Raw genomic sequence first — 24,925 nt, forward strand, 5'->3', positions numbered from 1 at the left:
CAACATTCCATCACCGCTCCAACGCCAACAGCAATTGAATCCTCATGTGTTCGGACGACGCTGCCAAATCCGGCACGACGAGCAAGTAGGCTCGAAAAAATGCTTACTCTTTTTCGTCGGTGCTGGCATTTTGAGTATTAACGATGAGCAAGGTTTCCAAGAAGCGCGCCTGCCCGGCGGTCGGGCGCGAGATTTCCTCCGGCGAGTGCGGCGAGAACCGCCAGAGCCGTTACGTCTGCCCGGCGGATTGCGTGCACAATCCTTTCGCGCCGGCCAATTACTCCCAATTCCTCGAACTCGAAGGTGAGTTGGATCACAAATGCATGGACCGGCTGATCGAGCACGCCCCCAGTCGCGCGACGATGGAAAAAGCCATCCAGGCAGCGCGTCATGATCCAAACCCGCACGCCTTGCACGCGTTTTACGAATGGCAATTGTTCTTTGCAGGCGGCCCGGACGGTTTGACGACCGCTCAACGCTGGGAGAAAGCCGGTTTTTCCGGCCTGAAGAATGACGAGCGCGTTCTGCTGCGCGCGAAAATGCAGACGCGCCTCGCTTTGCTGGAAATTCATCGCGTGCTGGACGGCGAACGCGTGGAGGCCGTGGATTTGCTCGCGCCCGGCGCGCCGGCGATGACGTTTCAAGACCGCAGTCTGGCCGGCGTCGCGGTGCGGTTCGCCAGCGCGCTGACGTGGATTTATCCGCTGCCGCACTTCTGGCGGTTGAGCGGCACGGCGGTGCTGCTCCCCGAGCTGGCCCAGTTCTCAGCCGAGGAAGTCGTGACCGAAATCGTCCGGCATCTGGGCGGCCCGACCGGCGCGGAAGAAATGCGCCGGTGGCTGGCGGAAAACCTCGTGCGTTTCGACGATGCGCTGCAAGCCACCGCGCGGCTGCGCCGGATGAAGATGTTCGCCGGAATGGACGCCCGATATGGCAAGGCGGTTTACGCTCTTCAATCGTCCTTTGCCGAATGCCGCCAGCGTTTGGACGACGTGCCCGAAGTGGAGACGGACCAACTCTCCGAGGTGGAACGTCAGGAGGGATTCGCCGAAGCGCGCGTGTGGTTCACGGATTTGGTGGCGGTGAAACAAGCGGTGCCGCCGGGCGGGCGCGCGCTGCTGGGGCGCGTGTTGCTCGGCCAGGCCCACTGGCGGCTGGAAGCGTTCGGCGGCGAGCGCTTCGCGGAATTGCGGCGGCAGTTCGAGCAATGCCTCGGCGAACGCGTCCGACTCACGGGTGAGCGCCTCGACGACCTCGGCGCGGGCCTGGCCGCCAAAGAACCAACGGTGAATGAATCGCTCGTTCCACCGCGGCTGCTTGAGGAGCCGCAAAAAATTCTACTGGCTTCCTCACGCATCCCACCGCCTCCGCCTGGTTTGTCTCGCGAGGAGACCGAAAACGAACTGATGCGCGCCGCCGACCGCGCGTTCCTGGACGACTCCATTCCCGCGTTGGACAACCGGACGCCGCGCGAAGCCGCGCGCGAACCGGCTTTGCGTCCGCGCCTGATCCGACTGCTCAAACAGCGCGTCCGCATGCACGACGAACGCAACCTGAGCACGGGGCGCACCGACGACATCAACTGGCTGCTGCGCGAACTTGGCGCGGAGGAAATCATTTTCGATCCGCCGCCGTGGCGTCCGCCGCTGCCGGACACGCCGAAGGAGGAGGAGTTGATGGACGGTGCGGACTTTGACGACGAGCTCGAACCGAATCCGAGTCTCCCGCCGGCGCCCCCATTGCCCGCCACGCCATTCAGCGTCGAAGAGGCGGCCCGACGGCTGGACGCCGCGATGGCCGCCTTCGACACAGCGGCCGAAGCCGAGGAGGCGCTTTATGACAGCGGCTCGCCGTTGATCAGTCACGCCGACGAACTCACGGTGGAATTGCTTTCGGACAAGGAGTTTGCATTCGCCGTGCCGTTTCTGTTGCAGTCATGGCTGGCGCTGGTGCCGCCAGGGCATCGCGCGCCCAAACTTCGTTTCGCAGACCTCGCGGCCGGCTTTGATCGCAATTGCGCCCAGCTTGAGGAATCGGTGAATTCGGGTTCGGTTGACCGATTGTTGAACTTTAGCAAAACGAGTTGCCAGCCCGAACTGATGCTGCTGCTGACGAATGAGATCTTGCACAACGGCATGAATGCTCCCAAACAGATCCGCCCCGGCGCCGGATCGCTCACGTTCATACTGGCGCTGGTCAAATCGGTCGTGGATGAACTGGACGGCGCCTTGCGCCGAAGCTCCCTGCACCGCGCATGAATTCTTCTAACGACCCACCCAGACTCCGTATGGCCGCGCGCGAAACGGCGGAGGAACTGGCGCGGCGTCTGGAGCACGAGCACCGTGCGGCAACCACCCAGCGCGAATACAACCTTGAACAATCGCTCGCGCCGTTCCGCGTCGGCTCGGTGCGGTATCTGAACGCCGTGCCTTTGACGCGCGGATTGGAGAGCGAAGTGACTTTTGCCACGCCCTCGAAGCTGGCGGAGCTGTTGCGCGCCCATGAACTGGACGCGGCACTTGTCAGCGTGACGGAGGTGTTGTTGAACGACGCCTACGACGTACTGGATGGCATCGCCGTGGCGTCGCTCGGCGAAGTCAAAAGCGTTTTGCTCGCGCACCGAAAACCGCTTGAAGAGGCACGGGAGATTTTTTGCGACACGGCTTCGCTCACGAGCGTGCAACTGTTGCGGGTGTTGCTGGCCGAACGCGGATTGCGTCCCGAGTTCAGGCCATTGGCCAGTTATGAGATTGCCGCCATGCCGGACTATGCGTTGTTGATCGGTGATCCGGCGCTGGATTTTTTACGCGCGGCCCATGAACACGAAATCTGGGACCTGGGCGCGGCCTGGTCGGAATTGACCCGCCTTCCGTTTGTCTATGCGGTCTGGGCGTTGCGGCGGGGCATTGAGAACGCCACGTTGCGACGGCAATTGCGCGAAGCGAAGGACTTTGGTCTGGACACGCTGGATGCCATCATTCATGAGCGTTCGGAATACGATTATGAATTTCGCAAGGATTATCTTGGCTGGCACATCCATTATCATCTCGGCGCCGACGAAAAACGGGGCTTGGCGAAGTTTACGGAGCTTTTGCGAAAACATACCGACAACACCATTTACGAACCGAGGTTTGTCGCCTGACGGAGGCATTGGATTGCAATGGCGAGTCGTCACCGGCATCATCCCTACCGTACCCGATGAATCAGGCAGCGCAGAAAAACCAAGAATCGAAAAACGGCGCCATTGCGTTCACGTTGATCGAGCTGCTGGTGGTCATCGCCATCATCGCGATTCTGGCGGGGCTGTTGTTGCCGGCACTTGCCAAAGCCAGGACCAAAGCCAAGCAAACGGCCTGTCTCAACAACATGCGCCAACTGGGCATCGCCACCGTGATGTACGTCCAGGAATACGGGAAATATCCAGGCACACTCTTCGCCCAGGGCGGCTTCCGGTATGTCTGGCCGTTGAGACTCTTTACCCAGCTTGGCACCAATCGAGCCGTGTTCTCATGTCCGACTGCGCGGCCCGACAGTTGGTGGGATACGAATCTCAATAAGACATTGGGCGCGCCATATCCAACTGGCGGGGGCAGGGATCCTTGGGGCATCAGCGAGACGGCGCTGTTTTCCATGGGCTACAACGATTGGGGCGCGTTCTTCGCGTTCTCCGATAAGGGCCTGGGCGGCGATGTGGACACCTGGCCGGAAGTCAAAGAATCGCAAGTCTTGAAGCCGGTGCAAATGATCATGCTGGCCGACAGCAAACCCGGTGATGGCAGCAGCTCCAAACCCGCCCGTGGCTCGTTCGACGCGAACATAGATCCCACGACGCCGTCGGAGTGGCCTTCAAACCGACACAATCGCCGCACCGTGCTGATGTTTTGTGACGGGCACTCCGAGGCCGCGTTTCGCAAGGAAGTGATCGACCCGAAGAATGAACTCTGGCACCGCCGCTGGAACAACGACAATTCAAACGCCGGTTCCTGGACAGTGAACGCCGCCGAGGAAGCGCGCAACGATCCGTAGCAGGCTGTTCAGGCAGTCGCAGCCGGCAAAAGCGATTGGCGAGCAGGCCTTCGTAGCCGCCGAAGTAATGAGGCGGAGTTTCTAACGAGACGAGCCTGCTGAATCCGCATCCTCACGTCATCGGCTGCGACTCCTTCTGAAGCGCCGCCAGCACTTCCGGATCGCGCACGTCCACCCAACGCCCCTGGATTTCCAATCCGGCGATGCGGTGATGCGCCGCCACCAATCCGCTGATGGCATCGGTCAGTTCATATTCACCGCGCGGAGATTTCTGGAGCCGGGTGGTAAACTCGAAGAGTGACGGTTTGAAAATGTAAATGCCGGCGTTGTACCAGACCGGCTCGCCTGGCTTGAGCCAGCCTTCGCGGCGCAACTGCTCCAACTGCGCCGGGCTTGGTTTTTCCACGAGCCGCTTCAGGCAAAACTTGTCGTCAAAGAAATTCAATCCACCTTTCGTCACGTCCTCACCCGCCGTCACGGTGATGACGCCGGAAAAATAATCCTCATTGTACCGGCGCACCATGCGTTGATACGTCTCCGGCTTTACGACAATGTCGCCGTAAGTCAGCAGAAACGGCGACGCACCGACGAATACTTTCGCCAGCTCCGGCGCTTTGCCGGTGCCATCCTGTATTTCTTGACGACCGTACTCGATGCGCGCGCCCCAATTGCTGCCATCACCAAAATGGTGCTCGACCACCTCTGCCCGGAACCCCGTGACGATGAAGATGTCGCGAATTCCCGCGCTCAGGATACCCTCGATGATGTGTTCGAGAATGGGCCGGCCCAAAACTTTGAGCATCGGCTTGGGCAGCTCATCGGTAAGTTCTTTCATGCGCGTGCCTTTGCCGGCGGCGAGAATGACAGCTTTCACTGGCGCAGAACATTGCCGGATTCGCCGGGAAAACAGAAATAAATTCGCGCTGAAACGCTGGGTCCGCTAAAAGGAAGTTGACCCGGGCAACAAATCCTTTCTTAATTCACGACATTCGACAAATGAACCTCCGCTTACTCTTATTCCTTTCCATCGCGCTTCTCTCCATCAACCGTGCCCCAGCCGCGGGCAAGCAACTCACAGGCGAACACGCCCCCGCCGGCACGCCGGCACTTTCTCCCGCGGAAGCGCAAAAGAAATTTGTCGTGCCGGACGGTTTTGAAGTGCGCCTTTTCGCCGCCGAACCGGACGTCATCAACCCCGTCGCGATGACCTGGGACGAGCGCGGTCGATTGTGGGTGGTGGAACTGTTCGAGTATCCGCTGGGCGCGCGACCCGGCGCCAAACCGCGCGATCGCATCAAGATTCTGGAAGACACCGATAACGACGGTCGCGCCGACAAAGTCACCATCTTCGCCGATGGACTGAATCTCGCGACCGGCATTCAACTTGGTTACGGCGGCGTGTTTGTCGGCCAGGCACCGGACTTGTTGTTTCTCGAAGACACGAACGGCGATGATGTCGCCGACAAGCGGACGAAGCTACTGACCGGTTTCGGCATGGAGGATCGACACGAGTTGTTGAACAGTTTCACCTGGGGGCCGGACGGCTGGCTCTATTTAACGCACGGAGTGTTCACCCGCTCCAAAGTCAAGATCCCGGAAGCCAGCGAACCGGGTGTTGAAGTCAACGCCGCCGTCGCCCGAATTCATCCGCGCACGAAAAAATTTGAAGTCTTCGCCGATGGCACCAGCAATCCGTGGGGCGTGGATTTTGACCGCTACGGCAACGCCTTTGTCAGTGCGTGCGTCATCGATCATCTTTTTCACATGGCGGCGGGCGGGCTTTACGCTCGGCAAAGCGGTTCGCCGCCCAATCCTTACGGCTACGAACTTCTGAAGTCGATTGTGGAACACAAACACCACATGGCTGCCTACGCGGGCGTGCAGATTTATCAGGGCGATGAATACCCGGCGGAGTGGCGCGGGGAAGTCTTCATGGGCAACATTCACCAGAACGCTATCAACCACGATCATCTGACGCAGAACGGTTCGAGTTTCAAAGCGACCGCCGAGAAGGATTTTCTCACTACGAGCGACGGTTGGTTTCGTCCTGTCAGCGAACAGGTCGGACCGGACGGCGCGCTGTGGGTGATGGATTGGTACGACAAGTATCCGTGTTACCAAAACGCGGACGCCGACCCGGAAGGCGTGGATCGCGAGCGCGGCCGCATCTGGCGCGTGGTTTACACCGGAAAAACGCCCGGCGCGAAAGTCCCCAGCCGCCGCGTCGCGGACATGAACATGGCCAAGTGGAGCAACGCGCAACTGGTCGAAGGCTTGACGTTTGGGAACGTCTGGTCGCGCCGCATGGCGCAACGCATCTTGACCGAGCGACGCGATCCCCTGGCCGTTCCTCCACTGCAACAACTCGTCGCCGAAGGCAAAACGTTGGAAGCGCGCCTCGCCGCGTTCTGGACACTCCTGGGTTCTGATCGATTGAATGACACCATTCTCGACAAGCTGGCCGCCGATCCTGAGCCAGCCATTCGCCTGTGGACGGCGAGAGGCACCGGCGAACGCGGCGACGCCTCCACCAAAGCACTGGCCCGGCTGATGACCCTGGCCAAAGACCGTGATCCCGCCGTCCGCCTCGCCGTGGCGACCGCTGCGCGGCAATTTGTCTCCGGCAGCTTAACCGTGAATTCACCCCCGCCCGCGGACGCGACCAACGCCAACGTGCTCCCGATTCTCACGACCCTCATGGAACAACCCGGCTGCGGCGAAGACCCGCTCCTGCCGTTCATGACCTGGCTGGCGCTCGAACCCAAAGTTGCCAAAGACCCGCAACCGCTCTTCGTCTGGATGCACGACAACGGCACAAAATACGCCAGCGTGAGCAAACAGATTCTGCCCAAGCTCACCCGCCGCATTTGCGATACGCAAGACCCCAAGCTGCTCGACCTCGCCATCAATTTTGTCAGTTCGCTGGAAGCCAAAGACTCCGCGCTGGCGGCGATGGCGCTGGACGGTTTGCTGGAAGGTCAGCGCGGCAAGGCCGTCGTGCCGACGGTTCCCACCGCACCGTTCCTCGCCAAACTGAAAGCCAGCGGCAAACCCGAACTGGTTGAGCGTGCGCAACGACTCGGCGCACTCTGGGGCGACGCTGCCGCCATCAAGGAAACGCTCCAACGCGTCGGTGATCCAAAGCTGAGCGTCGAGGACCGGCTGCAAGCGATCCGCGCCGCGAAACAAACCAGAAGTTCCGCCGCGCGCGAAGCCATGTTTCAATTGCTGGCCAACGAAAAGAACGAAACCCTCGTCACGGAAGCAATTCGGGCGCTTGGTGAAATCGACGGCGACGACGTGGCCGATCAAATCATCAAGCATTGGCAAACGTACTCGTTCCCCGAGCGGTTTGCGGCGGCGGAAGTGTTGTCGTCGCGCGGCAAATGGCTGGGGCCATTCTTCAAGGGACTCGAAACAAAAGTGATTCAGCCGACCGACATTCCGGTGACCGTCATTCGCGCGCTGTTCAATCGCGAAGACGCCGTGGTTCACGATTACACGACGCGATTCATCGGACGTTACCGCGAAGCGAATATCGACAAGCTCAAGTTGATCGAGGCGAAGAAAAAAATCGTCACTGAAGGACCCGTGGATGTGAACGCGGGACATGAGGTCGCCAAAAAAGTTTGCTTCGTCTGTCACAAGTTGAACGGCGAAGGCGCGGACGTCGGACCGGACTTGACTGGCGTGGGCCGTTCCACTCTCGATGCGCTGTTGGCCAATGTGATTGATCCCAATCAAGTCATCGGCAAGGGTTACGAAAACGTCGAAGTAACGACCAAGGACGGGCGCACTCTCAGCGGCCGGCTCGCGGAAGACACGGACACGCGGGTGAAGCTGCTTTCGTCCGGGCCGAAGGAAGATGTCATCGCGAAATCAGATGTTGCTTCGATGCGCGTCAGCGAAATGTCAGTGATGCCGGAGGGTCTGGAGCAAATGCCCGACGCCGACTTTCGCAATCTCATCCAGTTCATTTTGAATCCGACACCCGCCAAGTAATCGCCACTTGACCGTTGTCGGAAACTGATTCCTTGGACGGCGGAGTTCCATCGAACCGTTCCTGGAGCAGCTCGGCGTGAATTAAGCACGGTATTTGACCATGCCGCGCGCATCTGTTACGCTCTGACCATGCAAGTGACCATCGAAATTCCGGATGATCTGGCAGGACGCCTCGAAGGGGAGCGCGAACATCTGGCTGAAATCATTGAGCGTGGCTTGCGTCGTAACTGGTCCGAAGCCACCACCCTCGCGCGTGAAGTGGTTTCGTTTCTGGCGCGCGAACCGCGCCCGGATGAAATCCTCGCCTTCCAACCCTCGGAACGTTTCGTGGAGCACACGCGCGAACTGCTCGACAAGAATCGCGACGGCACGCTTACACCGGATGAAGAGGCCGAGATGGACGAGATCGAGGCGCTTGACAACTTCATGGCCGTGCTCAAAGCGCGCGCGCGTCGCCTGGTCAAGACCTCATCGTGAGCCGCCCCGCGATTCCGGCAGCCCTTCGTCTGGCGGTTCGGCAACAGGCGGCGATGCGTTGTGAGTATTGTCTTCTTTCTGAAAGCGATGGGCTCGTGCCACATGAAGTGGATCACATCGTCGCGCGGCAACACCACGGAGCCACAACTGGCGACAATCTGGCGTTGGCGTGCTTTGCCTGTAATCGCCGCAAAGGAGCCAACATCGCTTCAGTTGACCCAACGACCGGGAAATTGGTCCCGCTGTTTCATCCTCGGCACGATGTCTGGGCGGAGCATTTCCGGCTGCAGGGTGCCCGCATCCTGCCTCTGACCCCGCAGGGCCGCGCGACCGCCGAGTTGTTGCAATTCAACAGCCACGCGCGACTTCGCCGCCGCCAACTCTGGCTCAATGCCGGGCGCTACCCCGGCTAGCCGCCACTTGTTTGTGATGGAGGGGTGAACGGAGCGCTTTACAAGCCGCAGGCGTGACGGGCAGGATTGCACCAGTCCGTGGCTTTTTGAAGAAACTTTGAAGGATTTGAACGGTGACAGGCGTGTGGTGGCTGAGTCCATGAACCAAAACTCTGGAAAATAACTTCGCCATGAGAACACACACCTTGCTTCGATATTTCCTCACTGCCGCCAACCTTGCAGCCGCCCTGGCTTTGCTCCCGCCGCACGCGCTTGCCGAGGACAAGCCGCCGTCGCCTCCAAACAAACCATCCGTATCCGCCGAATTCAAAACACCGGGATACGATCTCGAGATTGTGGAGGGGCAGTTTGTTCAGAAAGGGAAGAAAGTCACCGCCACCTTGGCCAACGTGGTGGACGCGCTGCGCGAGCGATACCCCAAGGCCAACATCGTGCTGTCGCCCGGCCTGGCGAATCTCCACGTTGGAGATCTCAAGTTGCGCTCGCGAAATTCTTTAGGAGAGGAGTTGGAAGCGATTCGTGCGGCAAGTGGCGAAAAGTTTGAGTTTACGGGAGCCGGGGGCGTCGGATCAGGCGCGTCCGCGATCGATCCCACGACGGGATTGCCCGTCGCGATCGTCAGACCCGCTTCCAACGAAGGTCTGTTCATCCTGCGCGAACCGGCGCCGACACCGGAAACTGCTCGCACGGTCGAGGCGTTCAACATCGGTCCGTACCTTCAGTGGCTGCGCTTCGAGTGGCTGCGGGAGAACCAGGATGCGAAGCAAGCACAGGAAAATCGTGAGAAAGAAATTGCGGAACGCTTGGACGAGCTAAAACAAATTGTCCGTGAAACGGTGCAGATACTCCACCGTGGCACTTCCGTGGAAATGCCGAGTTATCAGTTTCATCGAGGGGCGAATCTCCTCATCGTGACCGGGACGAGAGAGGCCGTTGATGTCGCGCGCAAAGTGGTGAATGCCCTACCGGGTCAGTCTGGCTTCGGTGGCGGTGGCAGCGCAGTATTACGGGATGCTGAAGCCCGGCTTCGCGAACTGCGCGAACGATATACGGATTAACATCCGCTTGTTAAAGATTTGCATCATAGGATCGAGATCTTGAAGCAGCAACTGTCAGAAGAGTCCGGGACGGGGCCGGGAGCGCCGCCTGCCCCAGTTCCACCTCGTTGAATCCGGTGACCACACCACCCGCCAATTTGTCGCTTGCACTTCGTCTAACCGGAACCAAAACCGTGGAAAACAATTCCACGTCGGAACTAATGCCCAACCGCGTCGCGCTTTTGACTCGTCGGCTGGCTGCGGGCGACGAAGCGGCGTTTCAAGAGTTCCACGAGCAATATTTCGACCGGCTTTACCAATTTCTGCTCGTCGTCACGCGCGGGCAGGACGATGAGGCGCAGGAGGCGCTACAGCAGACTTTGTTGCGTGTGCTCCGCTACGTGGGCGTTTTTGAATCGGAGGAAGCGTTCTGGAGCTGGCTCAAGGTGGTGGCCCGAAGCGCCGCCCGCGATGCCGGACGCAAACAGCAGCGCTATTCGGCGTTGCTGGAAAAATTCGCGCTCCGCTGGCGCGGCCTGGCCGATGAGCGAACCTCCAGTGAAAACGACCGCTTGCGCACGGTCCTGGAAGAGAGCCTGGATGAACTCGAACCGGATGATCGCGGATTGATCGAAGACAAATACATTGACGGAACAACGGTAAAAGAACTGTCCGCCCTCGCGGGTCTGACGGAGAAAGCGGTTGAATCGCGGCTGCTGCGGCTGCGACGCCACCTCCGCGCGCGCGTGCTGAACAAACTTCAAAGCCCATGAAACGTTCTGAACAGGATCAGTTGTTGAAAGAAATTCTGGCCGGCGATGAGTTGTCAGATTTCCGCCAGGCTTCCCTTGAACAAGGATTGGTAGCAATTCGACGGCAACGTCGGCGTCGGCGCGTCGGGCGTGCTTGCGCTCTGGCATCGCTGCCATTCCTGCTGGTATTGGGAATCTACATTCGCCGCCCTCCAGAATCTCCCACAGGAAGAATCGCCTCTGCCGATCCGCCGGTGACTGCACCCCCAACGGCACGGGCCGGGAAGTCAGATATCAAATTCATCAATGACGAAGAACTGTTCGCGCTCTTTCCGAATCGTTCGCTGGCGTTGATCGGGAAACCCGGAGAGCAGCAACTCGTTTTCCTGGATAGGCGAACTTCACAAAGGGAAGATCGCTGAAAAGCCGACACGAGCGGGCATGGAGAAGTTGAGCCGTTCCTCAGAGAAACCGGGACAAGTGAGAGTACGGCCGAGGGCAATGGGGGCAAAAAGCATTGAATGAAAGCTGCACGTTCGCTTTAATCATTGCCGATGAACAAGCGCGTCCGGAGAAGCATTCAAGCCGGAAACAGGATCAACCTCAAATCACAGAAAGGAAAAGATCATGCAAACCAAACTCAAATCCAGCGGTCTTCCGAGTTGTCTTACGGCCCTCGCATTGTTGTTCAGTCTTCAGATTGCATCCGCTCAACGCGGCGACGTTCGCGCGGCGATCGAGGCGGGCAACAAGGAGTTTCTGGCTTTGTTCGCTCGCGGCGACTCCGCCGGCGTCGCATCGCTTTACACCACCAACGCGCAGGCTTTTCCACCGAACAGCGACATCGTCAGTGGCAAGGAAGCCATACAGAAACTCTGGCAAGGCGTCATCAACTCCGGTGTCAAGGACGGAACTTTGAAAACTTTGGAAGTGGAAGCGCATGGTGACACCGCCCACGAGGTCGGCACCTACACCATGATCGGAGAAGGTGGCAAATTGTTGGACTCCGGCAAATACGTCGTCATCTGGAAACGCGAACAGAAGAAATGGAAAATCCATCGCGACATCTGGGACAGCAACCAGCCGGCGGCGGCGAAGTAAGTTTGAAGCACCTCTTGTGATCGGTCGCGCGCTGGCGTGAATTTCTTCCGGCATCGCGAGAGAATTTATTCGACTCTCGCTTTTTGATGCGGCTGGACACCCGGCGGGTTTTCCCGTAAACGCTCCGTATGCCTGCCGCACCGAAAAGCGCCGCCGACCGCTGGCCGGCGCAGGTCAGATTCATCCTCGGCAACGAAGCCGCCGAGCGGTTCAGCTACTATGGGATGAAGGGCATCCTCGCCCTTTACATCACCAACGTGCTGCTGATGAGCAAGGACGATGCGACGAACATCATCCACTTGTTCGGCTTCACGAACTACTTCATGCCCCTGCTCGGCGCGTGGGTCGCAGACCGGCTTTGGGGGCGCTATAACACGATTCTATGGATTTCCCTCTCCTATTGCGCCGGGCACGGTGTCATGGCGCTGAGCGACGCCATCCACACGACGGACGGCAAAGCGCTCGCCCTCTACATCGGATTGGGTTTGATCGCGTTCGGTTCTGGCGGCATCAAACCCTGCGTCGCCGCGTTCATGGGCGACCAGTTCAAACCGGAGCAAAAACATCTGCTGCAAAAAGCTTATGCGGCGTTTTATTGGTCGATCAATTTCGGCTCGACCGCCTCATTCCTCATCATTCCGTGGATTCGGAAAACCCACGGCTACAGTTGGGCCTTTGGCGTGCCGGGACTAGCCATGGCGTTTGCAACCTTCGTCTTCTGGCTGGGCACGAAACGTTATGTGATGGTGCCGCCGTCGCGGAAAACAAAAACTGCCGGCTTCTTCCGCGTGTTTGGTTGCGCCTTGTCAAATCGAAGCCGTCGTCAACCTGGGCAATCGTTCTGGGACGTGGCGCGCGGCCCATTCACCGATGCCGAGGTGGACGCGGCGAAATCCGTCGGGCCGATCCTCTCGATCTTCGCGCTTGCGCCGATCTTCTTCTCGCTGTTCGACCAGACGTTCTCGACCTGGGTGTTGCAGGGGGAAAATATGATTCCCTATCAACTCGGCACATACACGATTGGCCCGGAGGAAATGCTGTCCGCCAATCCGATTCTCGTGATGATCTTTGTGCCGGTGATGACCTTGCTGGTCTATCCGGTGTTGGGCAGGCTGGCCACTCCGCTGCGGCGGATGTCGTGCGGCATGTTTGTGGCGGCGCTCTCATTCGTGATCGTGGCGATGATGCAGACGCGACTCGACGCGGGAGAAAAGTTCAGCGTGCTTTGGCAGCTTGTGCCCTACATCATCATTACGATGGCCGAGGTGCTCGTCTCCACCACCGGGTTGGAATTCGCCTTCCGCGAAGCGGCACCGTCCATGAAGAGCACGATCATGGGTTTCTGGAATCTGACGATCGCGATGGGGAATCTTTTCGTCATTCTGCTCACCAAGACCCTCGCGGGAGTGGGCGGCGGCGGGCATGAAGCCTCCGTCAGCACCTCGCGGTTCATGCTGTATGCCGGTCTGACTTTTGTCGTCGCCATTCTCTTCAGCATCGTGGCCGCATTTTACAAGTACCGCGATGAGGCGGCGGCGCAGGGACGCTGAACAGCGGGCAACCCGCAGCACGTGAGTTGACTTTTTGCGAGAAAAGATTCTGCTAGAGTGATTGTGACGAAAGATTTCCGGATGGAAATATGAACAGCCCCTCATCTGGCCATCGGCCACCATCTCTCAATGCGATGGGGAGAGAATTCCCAGATCTTCACTCGCGCCTTGCGCTGCTGAACCAAAGGGAATGCGGGTGGTCGCGTCAGCGTTTGGAGTGCGGCGACTTGTCGCCGCTGTTGCACGAGGCGTGTGGGGAAAACACACTTGCTCTGTTGTCGGCACCATCCCAGAGCGGCGACAAGTCGCCGCACTCCAAACGCTTCGCGCGTATCCATCGGTTTGGAAAGCATCGACGTTCGTGTGTACGACGAGGTGAGGAGGCGTCGTTCTAATCGGGAATTACTTTTGGCAACCAGTAATCTTGAAAACGAATGCAGTTCAATCAAAGCAGCAAGCTTAAGTCATGTCGGTGGATGTGTTCCTTCATCTGTGCGGCGGCGGGCTTTGTTTTCCTGACCGGTTGTACACCGCCGCCGACGCGCGTCAGCATCGGCGACCGGGAGCAGATCCTGCATCGCGGCAACGGCGCCGAGCCGCAGGACATCGATCCGCAGACCGTCACGGGTGTCATTGAAGACCACATCATTGTGGCGTTGTTTGAAGGATTGGTTTCCGAAGACCCGCACGATTTGCATCCGGTGCCGGGCGTGGCGGAACGCTGGGACATCTCGGACGACAAGAAGACCTACACGTTTCACCTACGAAGGAATGCCCGGTGGTCCAACGGCGCGCCGGTCACCGCGCAGGATTTCGTGCGTTCGTACCGCCGCATATTGATGCCGTCGCTTGCCGCCGAGTACGCCTACATGCTTTATGTGGCGGTCAACGCGGAGGAATTTAACACGGGAAAAATCACGGATTTCTCGCAGGTCGGTTTCAAGGCGCTCGACGATTTTACGCTGGAGGTGCGGCTCAAAAATCCGACGCCTTACTTTCTTTCGCTGTTGAATCATTACTCCTGGTTTCCCGTGCCGATTTCGGTCATCGAACGCTGCGGGCCGATTGATCAGCGCGGCAATCGCTGGACGCGCCCGGAAAATTTCGTCGGCAACGGGCCTTTCCGGCTTACCAAATGGAAGGTTAACGACGTGCTGGTCGTCAAAAAAAACGCCACGTATTGGGACGCCGATAAGGTCAGGCTGCGGGAAATCCGGTTTTATCCGGTGGAGAGCCACGAGACGGAAGCGCGCGCGTTTCAAGCGGGCCAATTGCACATGACGTATGAAGCGCCGCTTTCCAAGATCGATTATTACAAGAAGTACCACCCCGAACTGCTGCGCATCGATCCATTTCTCGGCACTTACATTTACCGGTTCAACGTCACCAAACCACCGCTTAACGACAAACGCGTCCGCCGCGCGCTCGCAATGACGGTTGATCGGGTGGCCATCGCGACCCGCATCCGCCGCGCCGGAGAAATTCCCGCCTATTCTTTCACCCCACCGGACACTGCGGGCTACACCTGTCGGGCCAAACTTCCTTATGACCCGGAACAGGCGCGCAAGCTCCTCGCCGAAGCTGGTTATCCTAACGGCCAGAGTTTTCCGAAGCTCACCATCATGTTCAACACGCTGGAAAGCCATAAAGCCATCGCCGAAGCTGTTCAGGAAATGTGGAAGAAGGAGTTGAACATCGAGGTCGAACTGGAAAACCAGGAGTGGAAAGTCTATATCGACAATCAACGGACATTGAATTACCAGATTGGCCGCTATGCGTGGATTGGCGACTACGTGGATCCGAATTCTTTTCTCGACATGTTCATCACCGACGGCGGCAACAATCAGACCGGCTGGTCGAACAAGGAATACGACCGCTTGATTGCCGAAGCCGGTCGAACCGGCGATCAGCCGAAGCGTTACGAGTTGTTCCAAAAGGCCGAAGGCATCCTGCTCGATGAAGCGCCGATGGTGCCCGTTTATCATTACGTGCAGCCGTTCCTGATCCAGCCGAGTGTGCAAGGTTGGTATCCGACGATTCTCGATCACCATCCTTACAAATACGTCTGGCTGCAGCCGCGGGCGGGAAACGAAACGCAATAGCTATGTTGAGATTCATCGGCCGGCGCATTTTGGAAACGATCCCGGTGCTGTTTGTCATCGCCACAATGACGTTCTTTCTGATCCGCCTGACGCCCGGCGGGCCATTCGACAAGGAAAAGAATACGACGCCGGAAATCCGCAAGGCGCTCGAAGCTCAATACCATTTGGACCGACCGTTGGTCGTGCAATATTTTGAGTACCTCAAGCAACTTCTCAAAGGCGATCTCGGGCCGTCGTTCAAATATCCAAACCGTAGTGTGAATGAATTGATCTTCGACGCCTTTCCGGCTTCGCTCGAACTCGGAATCCTCAGTCTTGCCGTCGCGTTGGTAATTGGAATGACTGCCGGGTTCATTGCCGCGCTTCGCAAGAACACGTTCTACGATTATTCCGCGATGTCGCTGGCGATGGTGGGTATTTGCCTGCCGACGTTCGTGCTCGGGCCGGTGCTGATGCTCGTGTTCGCCATCCATTTGAAATGGTTCAATGCCATCGGCTGGGACTTTGCGCGCGACCGCGCCCTGCCGGCCTTGACGCTCGGTTTTTATTTTGCAGCGTATGTCGCACGGCTCACGCGCGGCGGCATGTTGGAAATCTTGAGCCAGGATTTCATCCGCACCGCGCGGGCGAAAGGCGTTCCGACGGCGCGGGTATTGTTCAAGCACGCGCTGCGCGGTGGGATTGCGCCGGTCGTGTCCTTTCTCGGTCCGGCCACGGCGGGCGTGATTACCGGCTCGTTTGTCATCGAAACGATTTTCCAAGTTCCGGGTCTGGGACGGTTCTTTATCACGTCCGTTTCCAATCGCGATTACACGTTGGTCGTGGGAACGGTTTTGTTTTACGCGGTGCTTATAATCTTCTTCAACCTGCTCGTGGACATTGTGCAAGTTTGGCTGAATCCGAAACTGAAATTCGAGTAAAATGCCGGCGGAACTGTCATCACCAGAAGTTGCGCCGCCGGAACGAGAAGCGGCAGAGTCGGCGACTTCTCTTTGGCGGGATGCCTGGCATCGGCTCGCCAAGAACAAAATCGCCACCGCTGGGCTGTGGTTCGTGATCGTGTTGACGTTAATTTGTTTTCTGGTGCCGCTGCTCGAAAAATTGCCCGCCGGTGTGCGCCCCGTCGGGCTTTCGTTTTCGTACGAGCAGCAAACTTTGGAAGACCGTGCAATGCCGCCGAACGCGAAACACTGGTTGGGCACAGACCAGCTCGGCCGGGATGTATTGTCACGCCTTCTTTATGGGGGGCGGATTTCTTTGACGGTCGGGTTGAGCGCCACGGCGGTATCGCTCACCATTGGCCTGTTGTGGGGCGCGCTGGCAGGTTACTTTGGCGGCAAGCTCGACGCGGTGATGATGCGCATCGTGGACATCCTTTACGCGCTGCCACTGGCGGTGTTCGTGATTCTGCTGATGGTTTTCGTTGGGCGCAGCATCTTTCTGCTCTTCTTCGCCATCGGCGCGGTCGAATGGCTGACGATGGCGCGGATCGTGCGCGGCCAGGTGATGTCGCTAAAGAAACAGGAGTTTATTGAAGCGGCCATCGCGCTGGGTTTGCGCAAACGCCGCATCATTCTGCGCCACATCATCCCGAACGTCCTCGGTCCGGTGATCGTCTATGCCACGCTGACCGTGCCCGGCGTCATGTTGCTCGAAGCGTTCCTGAGTTTTCTCGGCCTCGGCGTCCAGCCGCCGATGAGTTCGTGGGGATCGCTCATCAAGGAAGGCGCTGACTGGATGGAAGACTCGCCGTGGATTCTGATTTCAACCGGAGCGGTCTTCAGCATGACTTTATTCTCTTTGAATTTTCTGGGAGATGGATTGCGCGACGCGCTGGACGTTCGTGCGTCGAAGGACTGATATCATGCCATTGCTCCAAGTCAAAAACCTGCGGACGAGTTTTCACCTGCGCGATGGCATTGTGCGCGCGGTGAACGACGTCTCGTTCCACATCGACAAGGGCGAGACGCTGGGCATCGTCGGCGAATCTGGTTCGGGAAAATCGGTGACGTGCTATTCCATCATGGGTCTAATACAGCAACCGCCCGGACGGATTGAGAGTGGCGAGGCCGTTTTCGACGGCGTTGACCTTCTGAAGTGCAGGTTGCCAGATCTGAACCGCATTCGTGGGAAACGCATCGCCATGATTTTCCAGGATCCGATGACCTCGCTGAATCCTTATATGCGCATCGAGGATCAACTTATCGAGCCTTTGCTGCTTCATGAAAAGACAGATCGCAGTCTGGCGGTGGAACTGGGCATCCAGGCGTTGAAAGACGTGGGTATTCAGGATGCGGCGAGCCGGATCAAAAGTTATCCGCACGAATTCTCTGGTGGAATGAGGCAGCGGGTGATGATTGCGATGGCGCTGATCACCAAGCCGGACCTGTTGATTGCGGATGAACCAACGACCGCGCTCGACGTCACCGTGCAGGCCCAGATTCTCGAACTCATCAAGAAAATGCAGCATGAGCTGGGCATGGCGGTGATTCTGATTTCTCATGATCTCGGAGTGGTGGCCGGCGTTTGCGACCGGCTCATGGTGATGTATGCCGGCAAGGTGGTGGAAAGCGCGCCGACGACCGAGGTTTTTTATCGGCCGAAACATCCTTACACTCGCGCGCTGCAAAGATCACGACCGTCCTTGCAGACCAAGGGCGCGGAACTGTACACGATTCCCGGCATGCCACCGGATTTGTCGAAGCCGATCACCGGATGCGCTTTTGCTCCGCGTTGCGACCATGCGGTAGAATCGTGTGGCAGGTTGGAAACGCGCTTGCAATCGATCAGCCCCGGCCACGATTCGTCCTGCCTCCGGGTGCAGCGGGGAGAACTGCAATTATGAATCCACAGGGCGAAGCAACTGGTGTTGGAGTTCTGGCTTTAACCGTGTCTCTGCAGTCAGAAATGTTGTCCGCCCTCACCCTCACCCTCTCCCCCAGGAGAGGGAAATCACAGCCGCCGGTCTGGAAAAAGTCACCGGACGATGAACATTTTCCAGGGTTGATGAAGTTTCTCCCTCTCCTTGGGGGAGAGGGCCGGGGTGAGGGGGAGCGTTTCATGTTACTGAACAATTGCGGCTGCAGCTTGGACTCCAGTTCTGATTTATGCCTGAAGCCTTTCTTGAACTGAACAACGTCAAGACGCACTTCCCGGTCGAGCGGGGGATCATTTTTCGCCGGCGCATGGGCATGGTGAAGGCGGTCGATGGCGTCACGCTATCGCTGGGCCGGGGCGAAGTATTGGGGCTCGTGGGCGAATCGGGCTGCGGCAAGTCCACACTGGGGCGCACCATTTTGCAATTGATCCCCGCGACGGAGGGAACGGTGGTCCTGGCGGGTAAAAACTTGAACGGGATTTCGACTGATGAATTGCGGCTGGCGCGGGCGGACTTCCAGATGATTTTTCAAGACCCGTACGCTTCGCTCAACCCGCGCATGACGGTTTTTGACACCATCGCCGAAGCGATGTTGACGCATCGGAAAGTTCCGGCAGAAAAATTATCCGACGAGGTTTGTGGTCTCCTAAACAAGGTGGGTCTGGCCTCCCGCTATTGCAAAAAATATCCACATGAGTTTTCCGGCGGCCAACGGCAGCGCATCGCCATCGCCCGCGCGCTGGCGGTGCAACCGAAGTTGATCATCGCCGACGAACCGGTTTCAGCGCTCGATGTTTCCATCCAGGCGCAGATCATTAATCTGCTCGCGAAGCTGCGGTGTGAGATGGGGCTGACGTTGATTTTCATTTCGCACGATCTGTCGGTAGTGAAACACATTTCCGACCGGATTGCGGTCATGTATTTGGGAAAGATTGTGGAAGTAGGGCCGGCGACGGAGGTCTTTGAAAAGCCGCTGCACCCGTACACCAAGGCTTTGGTCAGCGCGGTACCGTTGCCGGATCCGGAAAAAGAAAAGCGCCGGCAGAGAATTCTTTTGGCCGGCGACCCGCCGTCGCCCTTGAATCCACCGAGCGGCTGTGCGTTTCATCCCCGGTGTCCGTACGCCATCTCCGAATGTTCCCGCAGTGTTCCTGCTTTCGTCAATTTAGGCACCAGCCAGGAGGCCGCTTGCATTCGATTGAAAGAGATAAATCCGGTCGGCTGAGTTCGGATTTAGCGCAACGCGAAATTGAATCGCCGCCCGCAGTCTAACCATATTTTGTTCCAGACGAAGCAGTTGCAGCTTTGCATTTAATGATGTTTCCTAATTGAAGTTCGCTTGACAGCGGCAACGGCCACGTCCTATAAAGGGAGTGTTCCGATGAACCAGCGCTGGCCATCTTCTGTCCTCGCTAAGAAAAATCCGTCTATCCTTGGATTTAGTACCCCCGGCTTGCGCTCGTCGTTGGACGCTCAGATCAGGATGCATTTCACGTCGGATGACTGGAGTGCCCGTACCAGAGAAAAGAACATCAACCTCCCCGAAAGCTATGAACAACATTACCCAAGAGTCCTTTGGCAAGGTGGTTAAAGCCGTGCGTTATGCGGCGATACTCGGCGCGGTTACCGCGCTAGGGGTGTCGCCAAGGGCGTTCGCCCAGCAAGATGCGAGCACCACCAATGCTCCTACCAAACTGAAACCGGCGGTGGTCACCGGCTCGCTGATTCCTACCGCAGCCACGGCGACGGCGACACCGGTGGACGTGATCACGACCGAAGCAATTGAAGCCACCGGCTCGCAAAACCTGTATCAACTGGTAAGGACATTGCCGGCGGCGTACGGCCCGGGAAATTATGGCGATTCCAGAGGGAACGGTGGAAATGGTTCAGCGGCCATCGCCCTTCGCGGTCTGCAAAGAGGGACGCTGGTACTGATCAACGGCCGGCGTGTCGCACCCGAGAATCATGGGATAGGCAGCGGCAACGTTGACTTGAACCTGATTCCGCTGGCCGCCATAGATCACGTCGAAATTCTTAAAGATGGCGCGTCGGCCATTTATGGCGCGGACGCCCAGGTGGCGGTGGTCAACATCATCTTAAAGAAGGATTTCAACGGCTCGGAATTCTCCGCGTCTTACGGCAATACGACCGAGACCGACGTGGGCCAGCAGAACTATTCCTTTGTCACCGGAGGTACAACGGAGCGGTCGTCCTACTTGATTGGTGGCAGCTACTACAAGGAGAACGCCTTGTTCAGCAAGGATCGCGCCCGCTCGCGCGTGGATGTTTCTGACATCAATAACACCAGCGGCAACAGCAATCCTGGCCGCGTCATGGAAGGCACGTTTGGCAGTGCGGGCCAGGGGGTGGTTTACGGAGGGCCGCCGGGCACCTACTCGCTGAATCCGGCGGATTTCCGCGATTATAACCCGTCAACCGACCGCTTCCCGTTTCCCAATTATACTCCTGCAGTTCAGCCGGTTGAGCGCTACAGCTTTTTTGGAAACGGGGACTACAATATATTCGCAAAGAATTTGGTCTTTTTCACCGAAGCCATGTACACGCACTCCTGGTTTCAAAATCAACTGGCGCCCACGCCGATGGCGGGCCAGTCCTTCGGAATCGTTGTGCCTGCCTCCAACCCTTACAACCCGTTTGGACAGGATATTCCCACGTGGCGTTACCGCCTGCTCGAAGCCGGTCCGCGAACGGACACGTTCATAGGAGACATCTTCCGCATCGTAAATGGTTTGAAGGGTCAGGTCGCGGATACTTCATGGAATTGGGAAACCGCCTTCTCTTACAGCCTCGACCAAAGAAAGGAGATCCAAGGGGGAGATGTCAATGTGGCTGCCTTGGCCAACCAGGTGAGTCTGACGACTCCGGACGCGTTTAACCCGTTCGGTAACCAGGCGAATACGCACGCCCAGTTTGACCCGCTGGTGCAGCAGAACATCATCCTTTCCGATTCCGCCAACTTCGGTGTGGACGGCAAAGTGAACGGCGATCTTTTCGACCTCAAGTCCGGCACCGTGCGGAGCGCAATAGGCGCCGCACACTTTGAGGAAAACGTCAGCTTTACACCCGACTCTACGATCAAGAACAACCAGAGCGTTGGCTTCAACGGTGCGCTGCCCTACAGTTATGGGCGCGACGACAACTCGTTTTTCGCCGAAGTGAAAGTGCCGTTCCTGGGCGAAGAGTTTACCGTGCCGGGCATTCACAGTTTTGAGGTGGACGTCGCCGGACGATACGATCACTACAGTGACTTTGGTGGCACGTGGAATCCCAAGGTTTCCTTCCGGTGGGAACCCGTTGATGACAGTGTTGTGTTGCGCGGTTCATGGGGAACATCCTTCCGCGCACCAGACTTCATTTCCCTGGCCTCCACTGCACAGAATTTTCCGGAAGTCTTCAATCCTTTCACTGGGATTTTCGAACAGCCAGCCGCTGGAGTGCTGTATCTACCCAATCCTAATCTCAAACCCGAAACCGCTGAAAACTGGACCGCAGGTGTTGTCTGGTCCCCGAAGACACCCAACTTCTTGAAGGGATTGACGATTTCAGTCGATTATTATCGCATCGACATCCAGGATTGGATCGGACAAAGCACGCAGTTCATAATTAACGAGAATCTCAGGACCGGTGGCCCCACCAATCCGGCATCCCTGTTTTACACAAACGTGGCCGCGTCTTTTGACCCAACTACTGGTGGCTATGACAATGCACCGATCATTGTCCCTGCCTTTAACCTCCACAGAATCCTGACGGAAGGTATCGATATCGCCGGCGATTACAAATATCCCACGGACAACTACGGCACGTTTGATCTGCGCCTGGCGGCGGAATATGTACTCACTTACGATCAGCAGACCAGCGCTTCATCGACTCCGCAGGATCGCCTCGGTAATTTCTCGGCCGATGAAATCGGGTTTGAAAGCATTCCGCGTCTGCGCGGCAACGCCAGTCTCTTCTGGGATTACAAGGGATTCGAGTTTGGCGTCACGGCCAATTACACGGCCAGCATGAGAGACGACAAACTGGCTGTACCCAGCGGCCGTAACATTTCCAGCTTCCTGACTTGGGACCTGCAAGCCAGTTACACCATCACGGGGTGGAAACATGATTGGGTCAACAATACCAAGTTCACCGTCGGCGTTCTTAACGTGGCCGATTCACCGCCACCCCGGGTGGAAGCGGCGTTTGCCGACAAGTATGACCGCGACTTGTTCGACCTCCGCCAGCGATTTGTTTATTGCTCATTGAGCAAGAAGTTCTGATTGGCGATAATTCACAACGGCGGGCTGGCATTCTCCCAGAGTGCTCAGCCCGCCCGGTTGGGCAAAAACTGCTTTATACCAAGCCCACGGTCACTCGTACTGTCCATGCTTTACGCTGTCAAACCACGCGAAAATAACACATGCCCGCCTCACTTTTTTGAGACCATGCGCGGCCCGATGTGCTTTTGCACGGCGCTGTTTGACGATGGATTTTAATGAACCGAGCGTTGGAAGTGGAGGCTGGGTGAATTGCACTTCGTCTTTTTCGGTGATAATTTTGGGCGGATTAAAATCATGAGTCAGCCGTTTCCAAAGCCCTCGTCCGCGATGAGGCAGCAAGCCCCCTCAGAAGCTAAGGCAACGCACGAGTACGCCCTTGCTTCCGAGCTGGCCAGATTGTCCCTGCCGGAAGCTTCCCAAGATGTCAACCGCAGACTGGCCTGGGTCAATTCCATCTGCCTCTTGTTTCTGGCCATCGGCGTCATGGGCTTGAAAGCGCCAAGAGTGATTGAGAAACCGCTCAGCGAAGTCCAGGACATTGTGCCAGTCGTTTACATTCCGCCGGAGGAACCACCGAAAATCGAACCGGATCGACCGCCCGACCAACCCGAACAAACCAGCGAGGCCGTGGATACGCCGCAAGTGGTCACGGTCGTGGCGGCCAATCCTGCGGCGGCGGCCTTCGCGGTGCCGGTGGAAGGGCCGGTCATTCTGGCACCGGTGAAATTCGCTTCGGCGCCGCCCCCGCCAAAACCGGCGGCACCCAAAATAATGAGGTTTACGGGTACTGATGGCGGCATATACCCTGAACCCAATTATCCGCGCGCGGCTCTGGAACAACGGCAACAGGGCACGGTGACACTGCTCATGACCGTTGATTCCAAAGGCAACGTCACGTCGGTCGAGATCAAGAGAAGCTCCGGTTACTCCACGTTGGATCGTCATGCGTCTCAATGGGTGCAAAAGAATTACAAGTTTCTTCCAATCGACTCGACTGAAAACCGGCTGGTGGAACACGACGTGGTCTTTCAATTACGATGAATATATGTTGCTCCACGCGGGTGAGCCAACCAATGAATCCTTTTACATTTTATCCGGTCCTGTTACGCTGAAGAAAACCTGAAAGGTAAACCTGCGATTCCAACCTCAAAAATCCAACACGTATGCTGGCAAACATTGTTGTCGAACTTTTCCTCAAGGGCGGCCCGGTCATGTGGCCCATTCTCGTGACCGCGCTGGTGGCCGTGGCCGTGGTCGGCGAACGCGCCATTTGGTGGATGCGCTTGAGCCTTAAGCGCGACCCGCAGAAACTCGAAAAGCTCTTCGCCGCCCTGGAGAACGGAGATTTCAAGGCAGCCTCGGCCATTTCCAAAGGGTCGGAGGACCCGGTGATTCGCATGGTCTGGCACGGCATGAACCATTATCACTCGTCGTTGCAAGGCGCTTTGCAGGTCGCCGCTGGTATCGAACTTCAGCGCGCCGGTCGTTTTCTCACCGTCATGGACACCCTCGTGACACTGGCGCCGCTGCTGGGTTTGCTGGGCACCGTCACCGGCATCATGCGGTCCTTTACTTCCATCGGCAGCGCGGAACTGGCTGTGGAGAAGGTGACCGGTGGCATTGGCGAGGCGTTGATTGCGACGGCCTGCGGTCTGGGCATCGCCATCGTCGCGTTGATTCCCTTCAACTTTTTCACCAGCAAGACCTCGCGGTTGCAATTCGAACTGGAATCGGCGGCCACCAACGTGGAAGTCATGGTCAACGCCGCCAAGCAAAAGGGATTCGACACCATGGAATTTCGCCGGGAACAAAACGAAACCTCCGCGTGAGCCGTAGCTCAACCTGACTCGCCATGAAAATAGGGACTCCGCTGCCGCACAAGAAGGCGCGTATCGAAATCATTCCGCTGATTGACATCATGTTCTTTCTGCTCGCGTCGTTCATGATGGTCAGCCTCACCATGATCAAGATGCAGTCCATCAAGATGGACCTGCCCACGGCGACGCAGGCCACGCGCGATTTCAAACCGGACATCGTCAACATCGCGGTGGACAAGGCGGGTGAGATTTACATCGAGAAAAAACCGGTCAACCTCGCGGAACTGCACAGCTACCTGTCGAACAAATTTCACATGAACACAAACGTGCCGGTTTACATCAGCGGGGACAAAGATGCCACACACGGTTCGGTGATCCGGGTGCTCGATCTGGTGCGCAAGGAGGGGATTCAGAAAGTGTCGTTTGCGATCACCGCCCCGACGCCAACCAAGCCGTGAACTCCGACTCAGGGCGCCATCCCGGATTCTTT

21 protein-coding genes are annotated in these 24,925 nt (G+C 57.7%); 20 read left to right on the forward strand and 1 reads right to left on the reverse strand.

The window, feature by feature from the left end:
• Positions 1-143: 143 nt before the first annotated feature.
• The 3 genes from HY298_11535 to HY298_11545 are packed head-to-tail and all read left to right on the forward strand — an operon-like array spanning position 144 to position 4,026.
• Positions 144-2,258 (forward strand): hypothetical protein, encoded by a 2,115-nt coding sequence (locus HY298_11535; GenBank protein MBI3850889.1) that lies wholly within the window; start codon positions 144-146, stop codon positions 2,256-2,258.
• Positions 2,259-2,287: 29 nt separating this feature from the next.
• The gene (locus tag HY298_11540; GenBank protein MBI3850890.1) at positions 2,288-3,142 is read left to right on the forward strand and encodes a menaquinone biosynthesis protein; all 855 of its coding nucleotides are present in this window, start codon (positions 2,288-2,290) and stop codon (positions 3,140-3,142) included.
• A gap of 56 nt (positions 3,143-3,198) precedes the next feature.
• Positions 3,199-4,026 (forward strand): type II secretion system protein, encoded by an 828-nt coding sequence (locus HY298_11545; protein MBI3850891.1) that lies wholly within the window; start codon positions 3,199-3,201, stop codon positions 4,024-4,026.
• A gap of 112 nt (positions 4,027-4,138) precedes the next feature.
• Here HY298_11545 and HY298_11550 read toward each other — a convergent pair whose 3' ends face one another.
• Positions 4,139-4,900, reverse strand: a complete 762-nt coding sequence (locus HY298_11550; protein ID MBI3850892.1) for a nucleotidyltransferase family protein — start codon at positions 4,898-4,900, stop codon at positions 4,139-4,141.
• A 122-nt stretch (positions 4,901-5,022) separates the two neighbouring features.
• Between HY298_11550 and HY298_11555 the strand changes: the two genes are divergently transcribed.
• From HY298_11555 to HY298_11635, 17 genes are all read left to right on the forward strand, one after another.
• Entirely contained in the window at positions 5,023-8,028 is a 3,006-nt protein-coding gene (locus tag HY298_11555; GenBank protein ID MBI3850893.1) for a HEAT repeat domain-containing protein, read from the forward strand.
• A 129-nt stretch (positions 8,029-8,157) separates the two neighbouring features.
• Complete coding sequence (locus tag HY298_11560) at positions 8,158-8,505, forward strand: hypothetical protein (protein MBI3850894.1); 348 nt, start codon at positions 8,158-8,160, stop codon at positions 8,503-8,505.
• Complete coding sequence (locus HY298_11565; GenBank protein ID MBI3850895.1) at positions 8,502-8,918, forward strand: HNH endonuclease; 417 nt, start codon at positions 8,502-8,504, stop codon at positions 8,916-8,918. Before HY298_11560 ends, HY298_11565 begins: the two co-directional genes overlap by 4 nt.
• A gap of 170 nt (positions 8,919-9,088) precedes the next feature.
• Positions 9,089-9,976 (forward strand): hypothetical protein, encoded by an 888-nt coding sequence (locus tag HY298_11570; protein ID MBI3850896.1) that lies wholly within the window; start codon positions 9,089-9,091, stop codon positions 9,974-9,976.
• Between the two features lie 173 nt (positions 9,977-10,149).
• On the forward strand, positions 10,150-10,728 hold the full coding sequence (locus HY298_11575) for a sigma-70 family RNA polymerase sigma factor (protein ID MBI3850897.1): 579 nt from the start codon (positions 10,150-10,152) through the stop codon (positions 10,726-10,728).
• Complete coding sequence (locus HY298_11580) at positions 10,725-11,129, forward strand: hypothetical protein (protein MBI3850898.1); 405 nt, start codon at positions 10,725-10,727, stop codon at positions 11,127-11,129. The genes HY298_11575 and HY298_11580 overlap by 4 nt, the downstream gene beginning before the upstream one ends.
• A 205-nt stretch (positions 11,130-11,334) precedes the next feature.
• On the forward strand, positions 11,335-11,808 hold the full coding sequence (locus HY298_11585) for a DUF4440 domain-containing protein (GenBank protein ID MBI3850899.1): 474 nt from the start codon (positions 11,335-11,337) through the stop codon (positions 11,806-11,808).
• Positions 11,809-11,936: 128 nt separating this feature from the next.
• Entirely contained in the window at positions 11,937-13,358 is a 1,422-nt protein-coding gene (locus tag HY298_11590; protein ID MBI3850900.1) for an MFS transporter, read from the forward strand.
• Between the two features lie 476 nt (positions 13,359-13,834).
• Positions 13,835-15,460 (forward strand): peptide ABC transporter substrate-binding protein, encoded by a 1,626-nt coding sequence (locus HY298_11595; GenBank protein MBI3850901.1) that lies wholly within the window; start codon positions 13,835-13,837, stop codon positions 15,458-15,460.
• Between the two features lie 2 nt (positions 15,461-15,462).
• Positions 15,463-16,380 carry an ABC transporter permease subunit gene (locus HY298_11600; protein MBI3850902.1) on the forward strand — a complete coding sequence of 306 codons (918 nt, stop codon included), beginning with the start codon at positions 15,463-15,465 and terminating at the stop codon, positions 16,378-16,380.
• A 1-nt stretch (position 16,381) separates the two neighbouring features.
• Positions 16,382-17,320 (forward strand): ABC transporter permease, encoded by a 939-nt coding sequence (locus HY298_11605; GenBank protein ID MBI3850903.1) that lies wholly within the window; start codon positions 16,382-16,384, stop codon positions 17,318-17,320.
• Between the two features lie 4 nt (positions 17,321-17,324).
• Positions 17,325-18,305 carry an ABC transporter ATP-binding protein gene (locus tag HY298_11610; protein ID MBI3850904.1) on the forward strand — a complete coding sequence of 327 codons (981 nt, stop codon included), beginning with the start codon at positions 17,325-17,327 and terminating at the stop codon, positions 18,303-18,305.
• Positions 18,306-18,567: 262 nt separating this feature from the next.
• Entirely contained in the window at positions 18,568-19,563 is a 996-nt protein-coding gene (locus tag HY298_11615; GenBank protein ID MBI3850905.1) for an ATP-binding cassette domain-containing protein, read from the forward strand.
• A 325-nt stretch (positions 19,564-19,888) separates the two neighbouring features.
• Positions 19,889-22,618, forward strand: a complete 2,730-nt coding sequence (locus HY298_11620) for a TonB-dependent receptor (protein MBI3850906.1) — start codon at positions 19,889-19,891, stop codon at positions 22,616-22,618.
• Between the two features lie 294 nt (positions 22,619-22,912).
• Positions 22,913-23,659, forward strand: a complete 747-nt coding sequence (locus HY298_11625) for an energy transducer TonB (GenBank protein ID MBI3850907.1) — start codon at positions 22,913-22,915, stop codon at positions 23,657-23,659.
• A gap of 122 nt (positions 23,660-23,781) precedes the next feature.
• Positions 23,782-24,447 carry a MotA/TolQ/ExbB proton channel family protein gene (locus HY298_11630; GenBank protein ID MBI3850908.1) on the forward strand — a complete coding sequence of 222 codons (666 nt, stop codon included), beginning with the start codon at positions 23,782-23,784 and terminating at the stop codon, positions 24,445-24,447.
• Positions 24,448-24,470: 23 nt separating this feature from the next.
• A complete protein-coding gene (locus HY298_11635; GenBank protein ID MBI3850909.1) occupies positions 24,471-24,893 on the forward strand; it encodes a biopolymer transporter ExbD in 423 nt (140 codons plus the stop codon).
• Positions 24,894-24,925: the final 32 nt, after the last annotated feature.

The organism is Verrucomicrobiota bacterium (assembly GCA_016200005.1).
Classification (GTDB): domain Bacteria; phylum Verrucomicrobiota; class Verrucomicrobiia; order Limisphaerales; family PALSA-1396; genus PALSA-1396.

Bases quoted from the DNA above. Each gene is read 5' to 3' on its own strand.
- HY298_11535 (MBI3850889.1), top strand. From the start codon at position 144: ATGAGCAAGGTTTCCAAGAAGCGCGCCTGCCCGGCGGTCGGGCGCGAG.
- HY298_11605 (MBI3850903.1), top strand. From the start codon at position 16,382: ATGCCGGCGGAACTGTCATCACCAGAAGTTGCGCCGCCGGAACGAGAA.
- HY298_11540 (MBI3850890.1), top strand. From the start codon at position 2,288: ATGGCCGCGCGCGAAACGGCGGAGGAACTGGCGCGGCGTCTGGAGCAC.
- HY298_11620 (MBI3850906.1), top strand. From the start codon at position 19,889: ATGAACAACATTACCCAAGAGTCCTTTGGCAAGGTGGTTAAAGCCGTG.
- HY298_11625 (MBI3850907.1), top strand. From the start codon at position 22,913: ATGAGTCAGCCGTTTCCAAAGCCCTCGTCCGCGATGAGGCAGCAAGCC.
- HY298_11595 (MBI3850901.1), top strand. From the start codon at position 13,835: ATGTGTTCCTTCATCTGTGCGGCGGCGGGCTTTGTTTTCCTGACCGGT.
- HY298_11545 (MBI3850891.1), top strand. From the start codon at position 3,199: ATGAATCAGGCAGCGCAGAAAAACCAAGAATCGAAAAACGGCGCCATT.
- HY298_11590 (MBI3850900.1), top strand. From the start codon at position 11,937: ATGCCTGCCGCACCGAAAAGCGCCGCCGACCGCTGGCCGGCGCAGGTC.
- HY298_11580 (MBI3850898.1), top strand. From the start codon at position 10,725: ATGAAACGTTCTGAACAGGATCAGTTGTTGAAAGAAATTCTGGCCGGC.
- HY298_11615 (MBI3850905.1), top strand. From the start codon at position 18,568: ATGCCTGAAGCCTTTCTTGAACTGAACAACGTCAAGACGCACTTCCCG.
- HY298_11585 (MBI3850899.1), top strand. From the start codon at position 11,335: ATGCAAACCAAACTCAAATCCAGCGGTCTTCCGAGTTGTCTTACGGCC.
- HY298_11570 (MBI3850896.1), top strand. From the start codon at position 9,089: ATGAGAACACACACCTTGCTTCGATATTTCCTCACTGCCGCCAACCTT.
- HY298_11635 (MBI3850909.1), top strand. From the start codon at position 24,471: ATGAAAATAGGGACTCCGCTGCCGCACAAGAAGGCGCGTATCGAAATC.
- HY298_11630 (MBI3850908.1), top strand. From the start codon at position 23,782: ATGCTGGCAAACATTGTTGTCGAACTTTTCCTCAAGGGCGGCCCGGTC.
- HY298_11600 (MBI3850902.1), top strand. From the start codon at position 15,463: ATGTTGAGATTCATCGGCCGGCGCATTTTGGAAACGATCCCGGTGCTG.
- HY298_11560 (MBI3850894.1), top strand. From the start codon at position 8,158: ATGCAAGTGACCATCGAAATTCCGGATGATCTGGCAGGACGCCTCGAA.
- HY298_11555 (MBI3850893.1), top strand. From the start codon at position 5,023: ATGAACCTCCGCTTACTCTTATTCCTTTCCATCGCGCTTCTCTCCATC.
- HY298_11610 (MBI3850904.1), top strand. From the start codon at position 17,325: ATGCCATTGCTCCAAGTCAAAAACCTGCGGACGAGTTTTCACCTGCGC.